The following is a 15,773-nucleotide window of genomic DNA, read 5'->3' as shown; positions in this document are numbered from 1 at the left end:
CTATTTTTTTCAACACCGCCAAGGAGTAGCAATCATGGCCTATTGGCTGATGAAATCCGAGCCCGACGAATTATCCATCCAAGGTTTGGAAAAGCTCGGCCAGGTACGCTGGGACGGGGTTCGCAACTACCAGGCGCGTAACTTTCTGCGAACCATGGCGGTGGGCGACACGTTCTTTTTCTACCACTCCAGTTGCCCCGAGCCAGGCATTGCCGGGATCGGCCGGATTGTCCGCGCGGCCTACCCCGACCCAACGGCGCTGGAACCCGACAGCCATTACTTCGACCCCAAGGCCGGCCCGGACAAAAACCCCTGGACCGCGATCGACGTGGCCCATGTCGAAACGTTTCCCCGTGTGCTGAAGCTCGACTACCTCAAGCAACAGACCGCCCTGGCTGAAATGCCACTGGTGCAAAAAGGCTCGCGACTGTCGGTGATGCCCGTCACGGCCGAACAATGGGCCGCGGTGATTGCCCTGCGCTGATCGCCAATGAGTTGATGGATATCAAGCTGGCTCGGCCATTGATCGCGCAGACTTCGATGCTATAGCCGCAGGATGCCGGACATGTCGAAGAACCATCGTACCTCGCGTTTTTTTGCCTTTGCCTTGATGGCCGTGTTGCTGGCCGCCGGCGGTTTCGGCTACTGGAAGTCACGCCACGATCGCCTGCCGGAAGGCTTGAGCATGGGCAACGGCCGCCTTGAGGCCACCGAGGTCCAGATCGCCAGCAAGACGCCCGGGCGCCTGGCCGAAGTTCATGTCGACGAAGGCGACAACGTCATCAAGGGCCAGGTACTGGCGCGCATGGACACCCGCACCTTGGAGGCCCAGCGCAACCAGGCCGAGGCCGAAGTCGTGCGTGCCCGGCAGAACCTTGCCGCCACCGAAGCCAACGTGCAGTTGCGCCAGAGCGAACAATTGCTCGCCCATCAGGAGCTCAAGCGGACCCAGGAACTGTTCAAGCGCGGTTACGCCAGCGGCCAGGTCATCGACCAGCAACAAGCCCGCGCCGACACCGCCAACGCCGCGGTCAACGCCGCCCGGGCCCAGGTATCGGCGGCGAATGCGGCCATCGGCGCGACCCTGGCCCAAGTGGCGCAGCTCACCAGTGAAATAGATGACAGCACGTTGCGGGCACCGCTCGACGGCGTGATCCAGTTGCGCCTGGCCGAGCCAGGTGAGGTGCTGGGCGCTGGCGGCCGGGTGTTGCTGATGATCGATCCGAACGACCAATACATGAATCTCTACCTGCCGGCCTCGGTGGCCGGGAAACTGGCGGTGGGCGATGAAGCGCGCCTGCTGCTCGACGCCCTGCCCGAGCGACCGCTGCCGGCCAAGGTCAGCTTCGTCGCGGCCAAATCCCAGTTCACCCCGAAAGAAGTCGAGACCCGTGATGAGCGCCAGAAACTGGTGTTCCGCGTCAAGGTACGCCTGACCCAACCCGGCGAAGTGCCCCAGGCCAAACCCGGCATGCCCGGCGCCGGCTATGTACGCACTGCCCCCATCGACTGGCCGGCCAACCTGCAATGACCACCGCCCTCAGCGAGGCATTGCACGCCTCGGGCATCGAGCATCGCTACGGCCAGCAGGTGGCGTTGAGCGATATCGCCTTCAGCTTGCCCGTCGGCACTCGCTGCGGCCTGATCGGCCCGGACGGCGCCGGCAAGTCGAGCCTGCTGGGGCTGATTGCCGGGGTGAAGAAACTCCAGCACGGTCAACTGGACGTGCTCGGCGCCTCGATCGACGACCGACGCCATCGCAACACCCTCTACCGACGCATCGCCTTCATGCCCCAGGGGCTGGGAGGCAACCTTTACCCGGACCTGTCGATACGCGAGAACATCCGCTTCTTCGGCACGCTGTTCGGGTTATCGCGGGCAGATTGCGAACAGCGCATGGGCACCTTGCTGCTGGCCACCGATCTGCAGCGCTTTGCCGATCGTCCGGCGGGCAAACTGTCCGGCGGCATGAAACAGAAGCTCGGCCTGTGCTGCGCACTGATCCATGAACCGGACCTGCTGATTCTCGACGAACCCACCACCGGCGTAGACCCGCTGTCCCGGCGACGCTTCTGGGAACTGATAGAAGACGTGCGCCGACAACGCCCGCAACTGACCCTGCTGGTCGCCACCGCGTACATGGAAGAGGCCGAGCAATTCGAGCATTGCCTGATGCTCGACAACGGTCGCTTGATCGCCAAGGGCTTGAGTGCGGAGCTGGCCAAGGTCACACCGGACGGCAAGCTCGACTCGGCCTTCACCCATTTCCAGGGCGACATCGGCCGCGATGCCGAACCGCTGGTGATTCCCCCCAGGGGCGCCAACACCGCCGACATTGCCATCGAAGCCCACGACCTCACCTTGCGCTTCGGTGATTTCACCGCCGTCGACAACGTCAGTTTCGCGATTGGTCGCGGGGAGATCTTTGGGTTCCTGGGTTCCAACGGTTGCGGCAAGACCACCACCATGAAGGTGCTGACCGGGTTGATCCCCGCCAGCGAAGGCAGTGCCCGGCTGCTGGGCAACCCGGTCAACGCCAAGGACCTCGCCACCCGCAAGCGGGTGGGCTTCATGTCCCAGAGCTTTTCGCTGTACGGCGAACTGAGCGTGCGCCAGAACCTGGAACTGCACGCCAAACTCTTCGACCTGCCCACGACGGACAGTCGCCAGCGCATCGACGAACTGATCCAGCGTTTCAATCTCCAGGCATTGGCGGACCAGCCCTCCGGCGCGCTGCCACTGGGCCTGCGTCAGCGTTTGTCCCTGGCGGTGGCGGTGCTGCATCGCCCGGAAGTGCTGATCCTCGATGAGCCGACCTCGGGTGTCGACCCGGCTGCGCGGGATGATTTCTGGCGGCTGTTGATCGAGCTGTCTCGCGAACAGGGCGTGACGATTTTCCTTTCCACGCATTTCATGAACGAGGCCCAGCGCTGCGATCGCATTTCGCTGATGCACGCCGGCAAGGTCCTGGCTTGTGACACGCCGGCGGCCTTGCAGGCGCAGTTCAACGGCCAGACGCTGGAAGCCGCGTTCGTCACCTGCCTGGAAAAAGCCCAGGGCGAGACGCAGCAAGACGCCGCTCCCGTGACCCTCGACAGTGCCGACGCCCCCCGGGACCGGCGCGGCCTGAGCCTCGGTCGCCTGTGGGCCGTTGCCAGCCGGGAGGGCAAGGAACTGCTGCGCGACAAAGTGCGGATGGCATTCGCCCTGCTGGGCGCCTTGTTCATGATGGTGGTCTTCGGCTTCGGTATTTCCCTTGATGTGGAGAAACTGGCCTTCGCCGTGTATGACCAGGATCAGAGCCCGCAAAGCCGTGCCTACCTGGAAGCGTTCCGCAGTTCGCGCTACTTCGAGGAGCAGCCGATCATCCGCGACGCGAAGGAGCTGCACCGACGCTTGCAGCGCTCGGAGATCAAGCTGGCCCTGGAAATCCCCCCCGGTTTCGGTCGTGACCTTTATGCCGGCCGCCAGCCGACGGTGGGTGCCTGGCTGGACGGCGGCATACCGTTTCGAGCCGAGACCAGTCGCAACTACGTCCAGGCCGTGCACCAGGCCAACCTTGAGCAACTGGCTGAAATAAGCAGCCGCGCGCCAAACCGGCAACCCGGCGCGACACTGAAGACGCGCTTTCGTTATAACCAGGACGTGGTCAGCGTCAACGCCATCGGCCCCGGGGTCATGGCGCTGATCCTGGCGTTCATTCCAGCCATGTTGACGGCGCTGGGCATCGTGCGAGAGAAAGAGCTGGGCTCGATCACCAATTTCTACGCCACGCCGCTGACCCGCCTGGAATTCCTGCTGGGCAAACAAGTGCCCTACCTGGCGGTCAGCCTGATAAACCTCGCCTTGCTGACAGCGATGAACCGCTGGCTGTTCGGTGTGCCGTTCAAAGGCAGCGGCCTGACGCTGGCGGTGGGCGGCCTGCTCTATGTACTGGCGACCACCAGCATGGGGTTGCTGATCTCGGCGTTCACTCGCACCCAGATCGCGGCGATCCTCGGCACCATGATCATCACCAGCCTGCCGACCATCCAGTTCTCGGGGCTGATCGTGCCGCGTTCGTCCCTGGAGGGTGCCGCTGCGGTGATGGGCCAGTTGTTTCCCGCCGGCTACTTCCTGGATATCGCCGTCGGCACCTTCACCAAGGCCCTGGATCTGCGCCAGTTATGGCCGCAATGCCTGGCGCTGGGCGGGTTTTTCCTGGGCTTCACCGGACTCAGCCTGATCATGCTGAAAAAGCAGGAGGCCTGATGCACACGCTTTCACATATCTGGCGTCTGGGGCTCAAGGAACTGACCAGCCTGCGCTACGACTCCGTTCTGCTGCTGTTTTTGGGCTACGCCTTCACGGTGGCGATCTACATGCCGGCCGCCGGCTCGGTAATCGGCGTCCACAACGCCAGTGTCGCAATAGTGGACGAAGACCAGAGCCATCTTTCGCGCCAATTGGCCCAGGTCCTGCAACCGCCGGAGTTCCAGAACCCGATGGCCTTGCCCTATGCCGAACTGGACAAGGTCATGGACAGTGGCCGCTACACCTTTGTCATTAACGTGCCCGCCAACTTCCAGGCCGACCTGCTCGCAGGACGCGAACCGACGCTGCAACTCAACGTCGATGCCACGGCCATGAGCCAGGCGTTCATGGGCGCCGGCTACATCGGACGGATTTTCCAACAGGAACTGACGACCTACGCCGGCCAGGCACAAACGAGCGAAGCAACGCCCGTGAGGCTGACCACGCGTTCGCTGTTCAATACCAACCTGGAAGGTGGCTGGTTCCTGGCGGTGATCCAGATCGTCAACAACATCACGATCCTGGCGATCATCCTGACGGGGACCGCGCTGCTGCGCGAGCGCGAGCACGGCACCCTCGACCACTTGCTGGTGCTGCCGCTGACGGCATTGGAAATCATGCTGGCGAAAATCTGGAGCAACCTGCTGGTAGTGGTGCTGTGCACCTGGGCGTCGCTGGAAATCATCGTCAAGTTCGCCCTGGGGGTTCCACTCGCCGGCTCCATGGTGCTCTTCCTGCTGGTGACCGCACTCTACCTGTTCGCCAGCACCTCACTGGGCATCTTCCTCGCCACCCTCGCCCGTTCGACGCCACAATTCGGCTTGCTGGCGATCCCGGTCATCATTCCGATGCTGCTGTTGTCGGGCGGCAGTACACCGCTGGACAGCATGCCGCAATGGTTGCAATGGGTGATGCAAGGCTCGCCCTCGACGCATTTCGTCAGCCTCAGCGCGGCGATCCTGTTCCGAGATGCCGGCCCTGGCGTGATCTGGCCGGACCTGCTGGCGCTGGCGGTCATCGGGCTGTTGTTCTTTGCAATCGCCCTGGCCCGGTTTCGGAAAAGCCTGGCGTCTTGACGAAAAAAAGCAGCCTTTGGCAGCGCCAGGAGATCCGGGCACTGCCAAAGGCTGCGATCGAGCCGGTTTACTGAATGATCAGGTTGTTGAACAACAGGTCATCGACCATCGGCTTGCCGGTTTCGTCGTTCATCACCTGCTGGGTCTGCTTCAACGCTTCCTGACGCAGCTTTTCCTTGGCTTCCAGGTTATTCATGGCCTCGGTGGTCTGCTGGGCGAACAGCGCCACCAACTGGTTACGAATCAGCGGCTCGTTGGCCTTGACCGCCGCAGCGGCGGCGTCACCGGTCACGCGCAGGGCCACGTCGGCCTTGTAGACCTTCAGTTTCGCCGTACCGTCGAGCCCATAGTTGCCGACAAAGGGTGGGCTGAGGGTGATGTAGCTGACCTTCGGCGCCTCGCCTTCCTTCGCTTCCTTGCCCTCTTCGGCCATCGCTGCCACAGGCAACGACAGGGCCAGCATCAACATGATCCACGCTTTCACAATTGATTCCTCATCCGGTTTGCGGCCCAGCATACCGCCCCGCCGTTCAAGCACAAGCTTATGGCCGGCTATCAGGGCAGGGCATGCTCGTTGACCCGTTGTCTCTCACACCTACACTTATCGGCCATCACTCCCAAAGGAATAGCCCTGATGAAAGCCGTGCTGTGCAAAGAATTCGGCCCCGCCGAATCGCTGGTGCTGGAAGACGTCGCCAACCCCGTCGCCAAGAAGAACGAAGTGCTGCTGGACGTGCATGCCGCCGGGGTGAACTTCCCTGACACGCTGATCATCGAGGGCAAATACCAATTCAAGCCACCCTTCCCGTTCTCCCCTGGCGGCGAAGCGGCGGGCATCGTCAGCGAAGTGGGAGAGAAAGTCAGCCACTTGAAGGTCGGCGACCGGGTGATGGCGTTGACCGGCTGGGGTAGCTTTGCCGAGCAGGTGGCGGTACCTGGCTACAACGTGTTGCCGATCCCCGCGTCCATGGACTTCAACACCGCCGCCGCCTTCAGCATGACGTACGGCACCTCGATGCACGCCCTCAAGCAACGGGCCAACCTGCAAGCCGGCGAAACCCTGCTGGTGCTCGGCGCATCCGGTGGTGTCGGCCTGGCGGCGGTGGAGATCGGCAAGGCCATGGGCGCCCGGGTGATCGCCGCTGCCAGCAGCGCGGAGAAACTCGCCGTGGCGAAGGCCGCTGGTGCCGACGAATTGATCAACTACACCGAAACCAGCCTGAAGGATGAAATCAAGCGCCTCACCGACGGCCAGGGTGCCGATGTGATCTACGATCCGGTGGGTGGCGACCTGTTCGACCAGGCCGTCCGCGCCATCGCCTGGAACGGCCGGTTGCTGGTGGTGGGCTTTGCCAGCGGACGCATCCCCGAACTGCCGGTGAACCTCGCGCTGCTCAAGGGCGCCGCCGTGGTGGGCGTGTTCTGGGGCTCCTTCGCCCAGCGCCAGCCCCAGGACAACGCCGCCAACTTCCAGCAATTGTTCGGCTGGTTTGCCGAGGGCAAGCTCAAGCCGCTGGTGTCGCAGGTGTACCCGCTGAGCAACGCTGCCCAGGCGATCAATGATCTTGGCCAACGCAAGGCGGTCGGAAAAGTGGTGGTTCAGGTTCGCTGATTGCTTACCTGAATTGTTTATACCGGGCCGCAACCCTACGACCCGGTTTCGCCATTCCCACACCGCCCTTCATTTATACCTGAGCGACATGTTCGTAAAAGAACACAACATCTCCAACATTCCCGCTTTTTTGTGGATAAGAACCGATGCTATTTTCGGTAACGAAACTGTAACATTCGTATCCGCAGTCAAAACAAGAAATTTGGAGCTCTTGAATGTTTGCTTTCTTTCGCCCTGCCCCACATCAGGCGCCATTGCCTGAAGAAAAAATAGACAGCACCTATCGACGCCTTCGCTGGCAGATCTTCGCCGGAATTTTCATCGGGTATGCGGGTTACTACCTGCTACGCAAGAACTTCACCCTGGCATTTCCGGATCTGATCGCCCAAGGCTATACAAAAGGCCAACTGGGGGTGGCGATGTCGGCGATCGCGATCGCCTACGGCCTTTCCAAGTTTTTGATGGGCATCGTGTCCGACCGTTCCAACCCTCGTTACTTCCTGCCCTTCGGCCTGATCGTGTCCGCCGGCGTCATGTTCGTTTTCGGTTTCGCACCGTGGGCAACCTCCAGCGTGACCATGATGTTCATCCTGTTGTTCATCAACGGCTGGGCCCAAGGCATGGGTTGGCCACCTAGCGGGCGCACCATGGTGCACTGGTGGTCGCAGAAAGAACGCGGCGGTGTGGTTTCGGTATGGAATACCGCCCACAACGTCGGCGGCGGCCTGATCGGTCCACTGGCAATACTTGGCATGGGCTGGTTCAACGACTGGCACAGCAAGTTCTACGTACCGGCGGCGGTGGCGCTGCTGGTCGCTGTATTTGCCTTCATTGTGATGCGCGACACGCCGCAATCGACGGGCTTGCCACCCATCGAGAAGTACAAGAACGATTACCCGGAAGGCTACGATGCCAGCCACGAAGAAGAATTCAGCGCCAAGGACATCTTCGTCAAATACGTGCTGCGCAACAAAATGCTCTGGTTCATCGCGCTGGCCAACGTCTTCGTCTACTTGTTGCGTTACGGCATCCTGGATTGGGCGCCGACCTATCTTAAAGAGGTCAAGCACTTCAACTTCGACAAGACGTCCTGGGCTTACTTCCTGTACGAGTGGGCCGGCATTCCCGGCACGCTGTTGTGCGGATGGATGTCGGACAAGATCTTCCGGGGCAACCGTGGCCTGACGGGCATGGTGTTCATGGCATTGGTGACCGTTGCGACGATCGTTTACTGGCTGAATCCGCCGGGCAACCCGATGGTCGACATGATCTCGCTGTTCGCGATCGGCTTTCTGATCTACGGTCCGGTCATGCTGGTGGGTCTGCAGGCGCTGGAACTGGTACCCAAGAAAGCGGCGGGCACGGCTGCCGGCTTTACCGGTCTGTTTGGTTATCTCGGTGGTTCGGTCGCGGCCAGTGCCATGATGGGCTACACGGTGGACTATTTCGGCTGGGATGGCGGCTTCATCCTACTGGTTGTCGCCTGCCTGCTGGCGATGGCCTTCCTTGCGCCAACCCTGTGGCACAGGCAGATCGCCAGTCAGAGCCGCGAAGCGATCGCCTGATCCAGCGCTGATTTGCAGCGCTTGAGCCGCGCCTCCAGATTCCGGTCTGGCATGGCGTGGCTGCGCAGGGCGTGGATGGTCTGCTCGACGTAATCACGAGTGGTGCCATAACGCCCACAGGCGCTTTCGAACACCTGGCTCAGCACATGGTCCGGCAGGTTGCCGGCATAGCTGGGCAGGTGTCGCTCCAGTACAAACCCCAAGGCTTGCACCCGGCTGCCATCCTCGAGACGGCAACTGAGCCAGTGCGGGCGATAGGACGGGACCGGCATCTCGCGCTGCCACAGGGCAAACAGCGAACTCTCGAGATTCTCCTCCGGCAATCGGTAGGCGAAACCGCTGCAGGAGCCGCCGCGATCCAGCCCGAACACCAGCCCCGGCAACTCCGGTGTACCGCGATGCTCGTGGGACCACAGGTACAAACCGCGATGATAACCATGGACCCGGCCGCGCATCCGCTCCACCGCCGTGCATTCGGGCCGCCAGATCAAGGAACCGTATGCGAACAGCCAGACCGGACCGCCCTGGTGGAGACTCATGGTCAATTGCATCGAGGCGAGCAATTGCTCACGGGTCAGCTGCGGCCCCAGGTCGAGCCTTGGCGGGTACAAGGCACAGGTAATGGCGGATTCGATAGCGGTCATGGCCGGTAGCGTTTGGCTCCTCGCGGGTCGGAAAGTGAATGGAGACCGTCATGGGGTTGACGTTCATGGGGAGCAAGGCAAGTTAAATGCCATCCCGTACCCTATATACGTTATCGGTATCTAGCCTCAAGACTAAATATCGAAACGAAATATATGAGGTTATATCGACGGGTGGACATGCGCGCGGTTGTGGCGAGGGAGCTTGCTCCCGCTCGGTTGCGCAGCGACCGCAAGATGTTGGGGCCGCTACGCAGCCCAGCGGGAGCAAGCTCCCTCGCCACAAAAGCCCACCCATCCAGATCAGTCGCTATCAAGCCCGCGGCGCATACGCAAACACGTCGGCGCGCATTTGATGGGCGTCCATGCCGGCTTCCACCAGCGCATCGAGCGTGGCGTAGATCATGGCCGGCGAGCCGCTGGCGTAGACGTGCACACCGGAAAGATCGCTAAGGTCCTCGCACACCGCTTCATGGAGCATCCCGCAGCGCCCTTCCCAGCCGCACAAGTCGCTGACGACTTTGTGCAGGAACAGGTTCGGCAGTTTTTTCCATTCGTCCCAATGCTCGATTTCATAGAAATCTTCCGGCCGCCGCACGCCCCAATACAGGTGCACCGGGTGCTTGAAACCCGCCGCCCGGCAGTGCTCGATCAGGCTGTGCATCTGCGCCATGCCGGTTCCGGCGGCGATCAGTACCAACGGGCCATCGGGCAGTTCGGACAAATGCGTGTCGCCAAAAGGCATTTCGATACGCACGCTGGGGTTGCGCCGCAGTTGCTCCAGCAGGGCTTGTGCACTGCTTTCGCGCACCAACACGTGCAATTGCAGCTCGCGCCCCGAATGCGGCGCCGAGGCCAGGGAGAAGGCCGATTTTTCGCCGTTTTCCCGTTCGATCATCAGGTACTGCCCGGCGTGATAGCGCGGCGGCTTACCGGCCGGCGCACGCAGGTGCACTCGCCAGACATCACCCCCCACGTCGGCGCACTCGACCACCTGGCACGCCAGGTTGCGTACCGGCAGCTCACCCGGCGACAGCACGCCATCCCACAACACCACGCAATCCTCCAGCGGCTCGGCGATGCAGGTGAAGATCTCTCCGTGATCGCGCACCTCGCCCGCCTGTTCCACACGGCCTTCCACCAACAACGCGCCGCAGACGTGGCAGTTGCCGTTGCGGCAACTTTGCGGGCATTCATAGCCCAGGCGCCGCGCGCCATCGAGAATCCGCTCGGCGGGCCGGATCTCCAGCACCGCCCCGGAAGGCTGCAAGGTTACACGCATCAATCTATTCCTAACTGATTCCAGATGGCATCGATCCGTTGGGTAACGGCCTCATCCTTGACGATAACCCGGCCCCACTCACGAGTGGTTTCACCGGGCCATTTATGCGTGGCATCGAGCCCCATCTTCGACCCCAGGCCGGACACCGGCGAGGCGAAGTCGAGGTAGTCGATCGGCGTATTCTCGATCATCACCGTATCGCGCTTGGGGTCCATGCGCGTGGTGATGGCCCAGATCACGTCGTTCCAGTCCCGTGCGTTGATATCGTCGTCGGTGACGATAACGAACTTGGTGTACATGAACTGTCGCAAAAACGACCAGACTCCGAGCATCACCCGCTTGGCATGCCCCGGATACGACTTCTTCATGGTCACCACGGCCATGCGATACGAACAGCCTTCCGGCGGCAAATAGAAATCGGTGATTTCCGGAAACTGCTTTTGCAGGATAGGCACGAACACTTCGTTCAGGGCCACGCCGAGAATGGCCGGCTCATCGGGCGGACGGCCGGTATAGGTGCTGTGGTAAATCGGCTTGATCCGATGGGTGATGCGCTCGACGGTGAACACCGGGAAGCTGTCGACTTCGTTGTAGTAACCGGTGTGGTCGCCGTACGGACCTTCATCGGCCATTTCACCTGGATGGATCACCCCTTCAAGGATGATCTCGGCGGTGGCCGGCACTTGCAGGTCGTTGCCACGGCACTTCACCAGCTCGGTGCGGTTGCCCCGCAACAGGCCGGCGAATGCATATTCGGAAAGGCTGTCGGGCACAGGCGTGACGGCGCCGAGGATGGTCGCCGGGTCCGCGCCCAGGGCCACCGACACCGGGAATGGCTGGCCGGGGTGTTTTTCACACCACTCACGGTAGTCCAGCGCACCGCCGCGATGGCTCAGCCAGCGCATGATGACCTTGTTGCGGCCAATCACTTGCTGACGATAGATGCCCAGGTTCTGGCGATCCTTGTTCGGGCCCTTGGTGACGGTCAGGCCCCAGGTGATCAGTGGCCCTACGTCGCCCGGCCAGCAGGTCTGCACCGGGAGCATGGCCAGGTCGACATCGTCACCCTCGATCACCACTTCCTGACAGATCGCGTCCTTGACGACTTTCGGCGCCATGGAAATGATCTTGCGGAAGATCGGCAGCTTGGACCAAGCGTCCTTCAGGCCTTTCGGCGGCTCGGGCTCCTTGAGGAACGCCAGCAGCTTGCCGATTTCGCGCAGTTCGCTGACCGCTTCGGCGCCCATGCCCAGGGCCACGCGTTCCGGCGTGCCGAACAGGTTGCCCAGGACCGGAATGTCGTAGCCTGTCGGGTTTTCGAACAACAGCGCCGGGCCTTTTGCGCGCAGGGTGCGGTCGCAGACCTCGGTCATTTCCAGGACGGGGGACACCGGCACCTGGATGCGCTTGAGTTCGCCGCGCTGTTCCAGCCCGCTGATAAAGTCGCGCAAGTCGCGATACTGCATGCAAAAGCCTCATGGTGGCCGTGGCGTTCGGGGGCCCGAGTTTAACGCCGCCCGTCCAGAATAGTGAATGCACAGATAGCAAAAAGCCGGGTTTCCCCGGCTCTTGCTGGCCTGTCTTGTCGAGTTACTTGCGTTTCATCGACAGGAAGAACTCGTCGTTGGTCTTGGTCGTCTTCAGCTTGTCGACCAGGAACTCGATGGCGGCGACTTCATCCATCGGATGCAGCAGCTTGCGCAGGATCCACATGCGCTGCAACTCGTCGTCGGCGGTCAGCAACTCTTCGCGGCGTGTGCCGGAACGGTTGATGTTGATGGCCGGGAACACACGCTTCTCGGCGATACGGCGATCCAGAGGCAGCTCCATGTTGCCGGTGCCCTTGAATTCCTCGTAGATCACTTCGTCCATCTTCGAGCCGGTTTCAACCAGCGCGGTGGCGATGATGGTCAGCGAACCGCCTTCCTCGATGTTCCGCGCGGCGCCGAAGAAACGCTTCGGTTTTTCCAGCGCGTGGGCATCGACACCACCGGTCAGCACCTTGCCGGAGCTCGGGATCACGGTGTTGTAGGCACGGGCCAGACGAGTGATGGAGTCCAGCAGGATCACCACGTCCTTCTTGTGCTCGACCAGGCGCTTGGCCTTCTCGATCACCATTTCGGCAACCTGCACGTGGCGGGTCGGCGGCTCGTCGAACGTCGAGGCGACCACTTCGCCGCGCACGGTGCGTTGCATCTCGGTCACTTCTTCCGGACGCTCGTCGATCAGCAGCACGATCAGGTGAACTTCAGGGTTGTTACGGGCGATGTTGGCCGCGATGTTCTGCAGCATGATCGTCTTGCCCGCTTTCGGCGGTGCCACGATCAGGCCGCGCTGGCCTTTGCCGATGGGTGCGCACAGGTCGATGACACGACCGGTGAGGTCTTCGGTGGAACCGTTGCCGGCTTCCATCTTCATGCGTACGGTCGGGAACAGCGGCGTCAGGTTCTCGAAGAGAATCTTGTTCTTCGCGTTTTCCGGACGATCGAAGTTGATCGTGTCGACCTTCAGCAGTGCGAAGTAACGCTCGCCTTCCTTCGGAGGGCGGATCTTGCCAACGATGGTGTCACCGGTGCGCAAGTTGAAGCGACGGATCTGGCTCGGCGAGACGTAGATATCGTCTGGGCCGGCAAGATAGGAAGCGTCTGCGGAGCGAAGGAAGCCGAAGCCGTCCTGGAGAATCTCCAGCACGCCATCACCGGAGATTTCCTCGCCGCTTTTCGCGTGCTTCTTGAGCAGGGAGAAAATCACGTCCTGCTTGCGCGAACGGGCCATATTTTCTATGCCCATCTGTTCGGCCAATTCGAGCAGTTCGGTAATCGGCTTTTGCTTGAGTTCAGTCAGATTCATATAGGAATGACGTAATCATTTATGGAGGGGGGAAATTAAGCTTTTGGCTTAATGAGGCCGCGCCGCGGAGAAGGCGACAGGATCGCGTACTTATTCGAAAGGAGAGCGTCGGCGACGGCTTGCAGGGGGCACTGGAGAAACCAGTGCGGGGCCGAATGTAACACCTGGGTTTGCGAGCGTCTAGCCCTGAATAACGAAAAAGCCCCGCGATTTGCGGGGCTTTTTCAATGGCATTCGACGCTTAGATGTTGGCGTCGATGAAAGCAGCCAGTTGCGACTTCGACAGCGCGCCAACCTTGGTAGCTTCGACGTTGCCGTTCTTGAACAGCATCAGGGTCGGGATACCACGTACGCCGTGCTTGGCCGGAGTCTCCTGGTTTTCGTCGATGTTCAGCTTGGCGATGGTCAGCTTACCTGCGTAGGTGGTAGCAATATCGTCCAGGACCGGGGCGATCATTTTGCAGGGACCGCACCACTCAGCCCAATAGTCGACCAGTACCGGGCCTTCGGCCTTGAGTACGTCAGCCTCGAAGCTAGCGTCGCTAACGTGTTTGATAAGCTCGTTGCTCATGGAAGTCTCCGGGTAATCAGCAAAAAAACGTGGCCCATCATAGCTGCCCTTCCAAGGTTCAGGAAGCTTGAGTTGATTGAGTCTCGCTATGGCGACAGATGTATTTGGGTATAGCCCAAGTCACGAGGCAACAGGCGCCACGAAGGAAATCCCGGTACGCAGTGCGGCGTTACGTACATGTTCCTGCATGGCTTTTTGCGCAGCCCCCGAAGCGCGGCGAGCCAGGGCGCGAAGGATCTTGCGATGCTCCTGCCAGGTTTCCATCGCCCGCTCCGCCCGGATGAACGGTAGTTTCTGGCTTTCCAGGAAGATATCGGCGCTGGCGGTGAGGATGCTCAGCATCGCCTGGTTGCCGCTGGCCAGCAGGATTCGTCGATGGAATTCGAAATCCAGTCGCGCGGCGGCGTCGAAATCGCCGATCTTCAACTCCCGGCGCATGGCTTCGACATTGTCTTGCAGCATGTCCAACTCGTCGGCGCTCAGCGTTACCGCCGCCAACCCCGCCGCGAAGCCCTCCAGGGCGTAGCGCAATTGGAAGATATCCACCGGCGAGGCCTGGGCCGCGAATGGCCAGCCCGGCGCCGACTCGCTGCGTGGAGCCTCTACCGGCGCCTGCACGAAGACCCCCTTGCCCGGTTGCACGCTGATCATGCCCAGGGCACTGAGGGAGGACAGCGCTTCGCGCAGCGACGCCCGACTCACCCCCAATTGCAGCGCCAGGTCCCGTTGCGACGGCAGCGCATCGCCCGGGCCGAAGCCTTCATCGACGATCAGTTTGCGGATGGCTTGCAGGGCCACTTCAGGAACGGCGCGAGCGATGGAATTCATGATTTTCAAGACGAACCGGGCCAGTGAGCGGCTAGTTGTAAAGCTATTCGCCGCGCCCGGCAAGTCGTGCCCCAGCGGGGTTCGGCGACAAATACCGACGCCCGATAACGGTGCGAAAAACGCCACGACTGTTCAGACCAGTAAGACCGCCCCCCACCAGCAAAACCGTGGCTTGGGCCGCTGAAAAGCCGCCTTGGCATGGCCTGTGCTCTGTCCGAACGCAGAAATCACATCACCGATTGCGGAGATTCGCCATGATTCAGCGTTGCAGCGCCCTGCTCACAGCCCTGTTTGCCAGCCTGATGCTCTGTCAGCTACCCGCCCACGCCGATGGCCTGGAAGACGTGGTCAAGCGTGGCACCCTCAAGGTCGCCGTGCCCCAGGACTTCCCGCCATTCGGTTCGGTAGGCCCGGACATGAAACCCCGCGGCCTGGACATCGACACCGCAAAACTGCTGGCCGACCAGCTCAAGGTCAAGCTTGAGCTGACGCCGGTCAACAGCACCAACCGCATCCCCTTCCTGACCACCGGCAAGGTCGACCTGGTGATTTCCAGCCTGGGCAAGAACCCGGAGCGGGAAAAGGTCATCGACTTCTCCAGCGCCTACGCGCCGTTCTACCTGGCCGTGTTCGGCCCGCCTGACGCCGCCATCAACACCCTGGACGACCTCAAGGGCAAGACCATCAGCGTCACCCGTGGCGCCATCGAAGACATCGAGCTGACCAAGGTCGCCCCCGAAGGCACCACCATCAAGCGCTTCGAAGACAACAACTCGACCATCGCCGCCTACCTGGCCGGCCAGGTCGACCTGATCGCCAGCGGCAACGTGGTGATGGTCGCCATCAGCGAACGCAACCCCAAGCGTGTTCCCGCGCTGAAGGTAAAACTCAAGGACTCGCCGGTGTACGTGGGCGTGAACAAGAACGAGCCGGCGCTGTTGGACAAGGTCAACCAGATCCTCGCCACCGCCAAGACCGATGGCAGCCTGGAGAAAAATTCCCAGACCTGGCTCAAGCAGCCGCTGCCGGCCGATCTCTGACCGTCGCTTGAGAGG

Annotated in this window: 14 protein-coding genes; 7 read left to right on the top strand and 7 right to left on the bottom strand. The window is 61.5% G+C overall.

The genetic code is table 11. The features are described 5' to 3' along the window. The first annotated feature begins 34 nt into the window (after positions 1 to 34). The 4 genes from AB4Z20_RS09255 (at position 35) to AB4Z20_RS09240 (ending at position 5,369) form a co-directional block, all read left to right on the top strand. Complete coding sequence (locus AB4Z20_RS09255; RefSeq protein ID WP_442089776.1) at positions 35 to 484, top strand: EVE domain-containing protein; 450 nt, start codon at positions 35 to 37, stop codon at positions 482 to 484. A gap of 81 nt (positions 485 to 565) precedes the next feature. Next, positions 566 to 1,531 (top strand): HlyD family secretion protein, encoded by a 966-nt coding sequence (locus tag AB4Z20_RS09250; protein ID WP_442089775.1) that lies wholly within the window; start codon positions 566 to 568, stop codon positions 1,529 to 1,531. Then, positions 1,528 to 4,251, top strand: a complete 2,724-nt coding sequence (gene rbbA, locus AB4Z20_RS09245; protein ID WP_442089774.1) for a ribosome-associated ATPase/putative transporter RbbA — start codon at positions 1,528 to 1,530, stop codon at positions 4,249 to 4,251. The genes AB4Z20_RS09250 and rbbA overlap by 4 nt, the downstream gene beginning before the upstream one ends. Then, entirely contained in the window at positions 4,251 to 5,369 is a 1,119-nt protein-coding gene (locus tag AB4Z20_RS09240) for an ABC transporter permease (RefSeq protein WP_214510058.1), read from the top strand. The genes rbbA and AB4Z20_RS09240 overlap by 1 nt, the downstream gene beginning before the upstream one ends. Before the next feature lie 67 nt (positions 5,370 to 5,436). Here AB4Z20_RS09240 and AB4Z20_RS09235 read toward each other — a convergent pair whose 3' ends face one another. After that, positions 5,437 to 5,853: a flagellar basal body-associated protein FliL gene (locus AB4Z20_RS09235; RefSeq protein ID WP_018610646.1), complete on the bottom strand. Its 417-nt coding sequence runs from the start codon at positions 5,851 to 5,853 to the stop codon at positions 5,437 to 5,439. Between the two features lie 150 nt (positions 5,854 to 6,003). Here AB4Z20_RS09235 and AB4Z20_RS09230 point away from each other — a divergent pair, with 150 nt between their 5' ends. Further along, positions 6,004 to 6,981 carry an NADPH:quinone oxidoreductase family protein gene (locus AB4Z20_RS09230; protein WP_320389612.1) on the top strand — a complete coding sequence of 326 codons (978 nt, stop codon included), beginning with the start codon at positions 6,004 to 6,006 and terminating at the stop codon, positions 6,979 to 6,981. Positions 6,982 to 7,196: 215 nt separating this feature from the next. Then, positions 7,197 to 8,546, top strand: coding sequence for a glycerol-3-phosphate transporter (glpT, locus tag AB4Z20_RS09225; RefSeq protein WP_253470312.1), 1,350 nt, complete (start codon positions 7,197 to 7,199; stop codon positions 8,544 to 8,546). On the opposite strand, the gene AB4Z20_RS09220 is transcribed toward glpT, so the two are convergent. From AB4Z20_RS09220 to AB4Z20_RS09195, 6 genes are all read right to left on the bottom strand, one after another. Further along, positions 8,522 to 9,190 carry a gamma-glutamylcyclotransferase gene (locus AB4Z20_RS09220; protein WP_442089773.1) on the bottom strand — a complete coding sequence of 223 codons (669 nt, stop codon included), beginning with the start codon at positions 9,188 to 9,190 and terminating at the stop codon, positions 8,522 to 8,524. The genes glpT and AB4Z20_RS09220 overlap by 25 nt on opposite strands. 310 nt (positions 9,191 to 9,500) lie before the next feature. Next, positions 9,501 to 10,469 (bottom strand): CDP-6-deoxy-delta-3,4-glucoseen reductase, encoded by a 969-nt coding sequence (locus AB4Z20_RS09215; protein ID WP_253470313.1) that lies wholly within the window; start codon positions 10,467 to 10,469, stop codon positions 9,501 to 9,503. After that, complete coding sequence (gene ubiD, locus AB4Z20_RS09210) at positions 10,469 to 11,935, bottom strand: 4-hydroxy-3-polyprenylbenzoate decarboxylase (RefSeq protein ID WP_039590257.1); 1,467 nt, start codon at positions 11,933 to 11,935, stop codon at positions 10,469 to 10,471. The genes AB4Z20_RS09215 and ubiD overlap by 1 nt, the downstream gene beginning before the upstream one ends. 124 nt (positions 11,936 to 12,059) lie before the next feature. After that, positions 12,060 to 13,319, bottom strand: coding sequence for a transcription termination factor Rho (gene rho / locus AB4Z20_RS09205; RefSeq protein WP_003206716.1), 1,260 nt, complete (start codon positions 13,317 to 13,319; stop codon positions 12,060 to 12,062). Between the two features lie 241 nt (positions 13,320 to 13,560). Further along, complete coding sequence (gene trxA, locus AB4Z20_RS09200; protein WP_214510063.1) at positions 13,561 to 13,890, bottom strand: thioredoxin TrxA; 330 nt, start codon at positions 13,888 to 13,890, stop codon at positions 13,561 to 13,563. Between the two features lie 120 nt (positions 13,891 to 14,010). Further along, positions 14,011 to 14,718: a FadR/GntR family transcriptional regulator gene (locus AB4Z20_RS09195; RefSeq protein WP_214510064.1), complete on the bottom strand. Its 708-nt coding sequence runs from the start codon at positions 14,716 to 14,718 to the stop codon at positions 14,011 to 14,013. Positions 14,719 to 14,972: 254 nt separating this feature from the next. On the opposite strand from AB4Z20_RS09195, the gene AB4Z20_RS09190 reads away from it, so the two are divergent. Further along, a complete protein-coding gene (locus tag AB4Z20_RS09190) occupies positions 14,973 to 15,758 on the top strand; it encodes a transporter substrate-binding domain-containing protein (RefSeq protein WP_018610665.1) in 786 nt (261 codons plus the stop codon). Positions 15,759 to 15,773: the final 15 nt, after the last annotated feature.

This window comes from Pseudomonas sp. KB_12 (assembly GCF_052114545.1).
Lineage (GTDB): Bacteria > Pseudomonadota > Gammaproteobacteria > Pseudomonadales > Pseudomonadaceae > Aquipseudomonas > Aquipseudomonas brassicacearum.
The sequence above is the reverse complement of the archived record's forward strand: the minus strand, read 5'-3'. Positions and strand labels throughout refer to the sequence as shown.

What these genes read in the sequence shown, in the direction of transcription:
- AB4Z20_RS09255 (WP_442089776.1), top strand. Translation starts at nt 35, where the DNA reads ATGGCCTATTGGCTGATGAAATCCGAGCCCGACGAATTATCCATCCAA.
- AB4Z20_RS09250 (WP_442089775.1), top strand. Translation starts at nt 566, where the DNA reads ATGTCGAAGAACCATCGTACCTCGCGTTTTTTTGCCTTTGCCTTGATG.
- rbbA (WP_442089774.1), top strand. Translation starts at nt 1,528, where the DNA reads ATGACCACCGCCCTCAGCGAGGCATTGCACGCCTCGGGCATCGAGCAT.
- AB4Z20_RS09240 (WP_214510058.1), top strand. Translation starts at nt 4,251, where the DNA reads ATGCACACGCTTTCACATATCTGGCGTCTGGGGCTCAAGGAACTGACC.
- AB4Z20_RS09230 (WP_320389612.1), top strand. Translation starts at nt 6,004, where the DNA reads ATGAAAGCCGTGCTGTGCAAAGAATTCGGCCCCGCCGAATCGCTGGTG.
- glpT (WP_253470312.1), top strand. Translation starts at nt 7,197, where the DNA reads ATGTTTGCTTTCTTTCGCCCTGCCCCACATCAGGCGCCATTGCCTGAA.
- AB4Z20_RS09220 (WP_442089773.1), bottom strand. Translation starts at nt 9,190, where the DNA reads ATGACCGCTATCGAATCCGCCATTACCTGTGCCTTGTACCCGCCAAGG.
- AB4Z20_RS09215 (WP_253470313.1), bottom strand. Translation starts at nt 10,469, where the DNA reads ATGCGTGTAACCTTGCAGCCTTCCGGGGCGGTGCTGGAGATCCGGCCC.
- ubiD (WP_039590257.1), bottom strand. Translation starts at nt 11,935, where the DNA reads ATGCAGTATCGCGACTTGCGCGACTTTATCAGCGGGCTGGAACAGCGC.
- rho (WP_003206716.1), bottom strand. Translation starts at nt 13,319, where the DNA reads ATGAATCTGACTGAACTCAAGCAAAAGCCGATTACCGAACTGCTCGAA.
- trxA (WP_214510063.1), bottom strand. Translation starts at nt 13,890, where the DNA reads ATGAGCAACGAGCTTATCAAACACGTTAGCGACGCTAGCTTCGAGGCT.
- AB4Z20_RS09195 (WP_214510064.1), bottom strand. Translation starts at nt 14,718, where the DNA reads ATGAATTCCATCGCTCGCGCCGTTCCTGAAGTGGCCCTGCAAGCCATC.
- AB4Z20_RS09190 (WP_018610665.1), top strand. Translation starts at nt 14,973, where the DNA reads ATGATTCAGCGTTGCAGCGCCCTGCTCACAGCCCTGTTTGCCAGCCTG.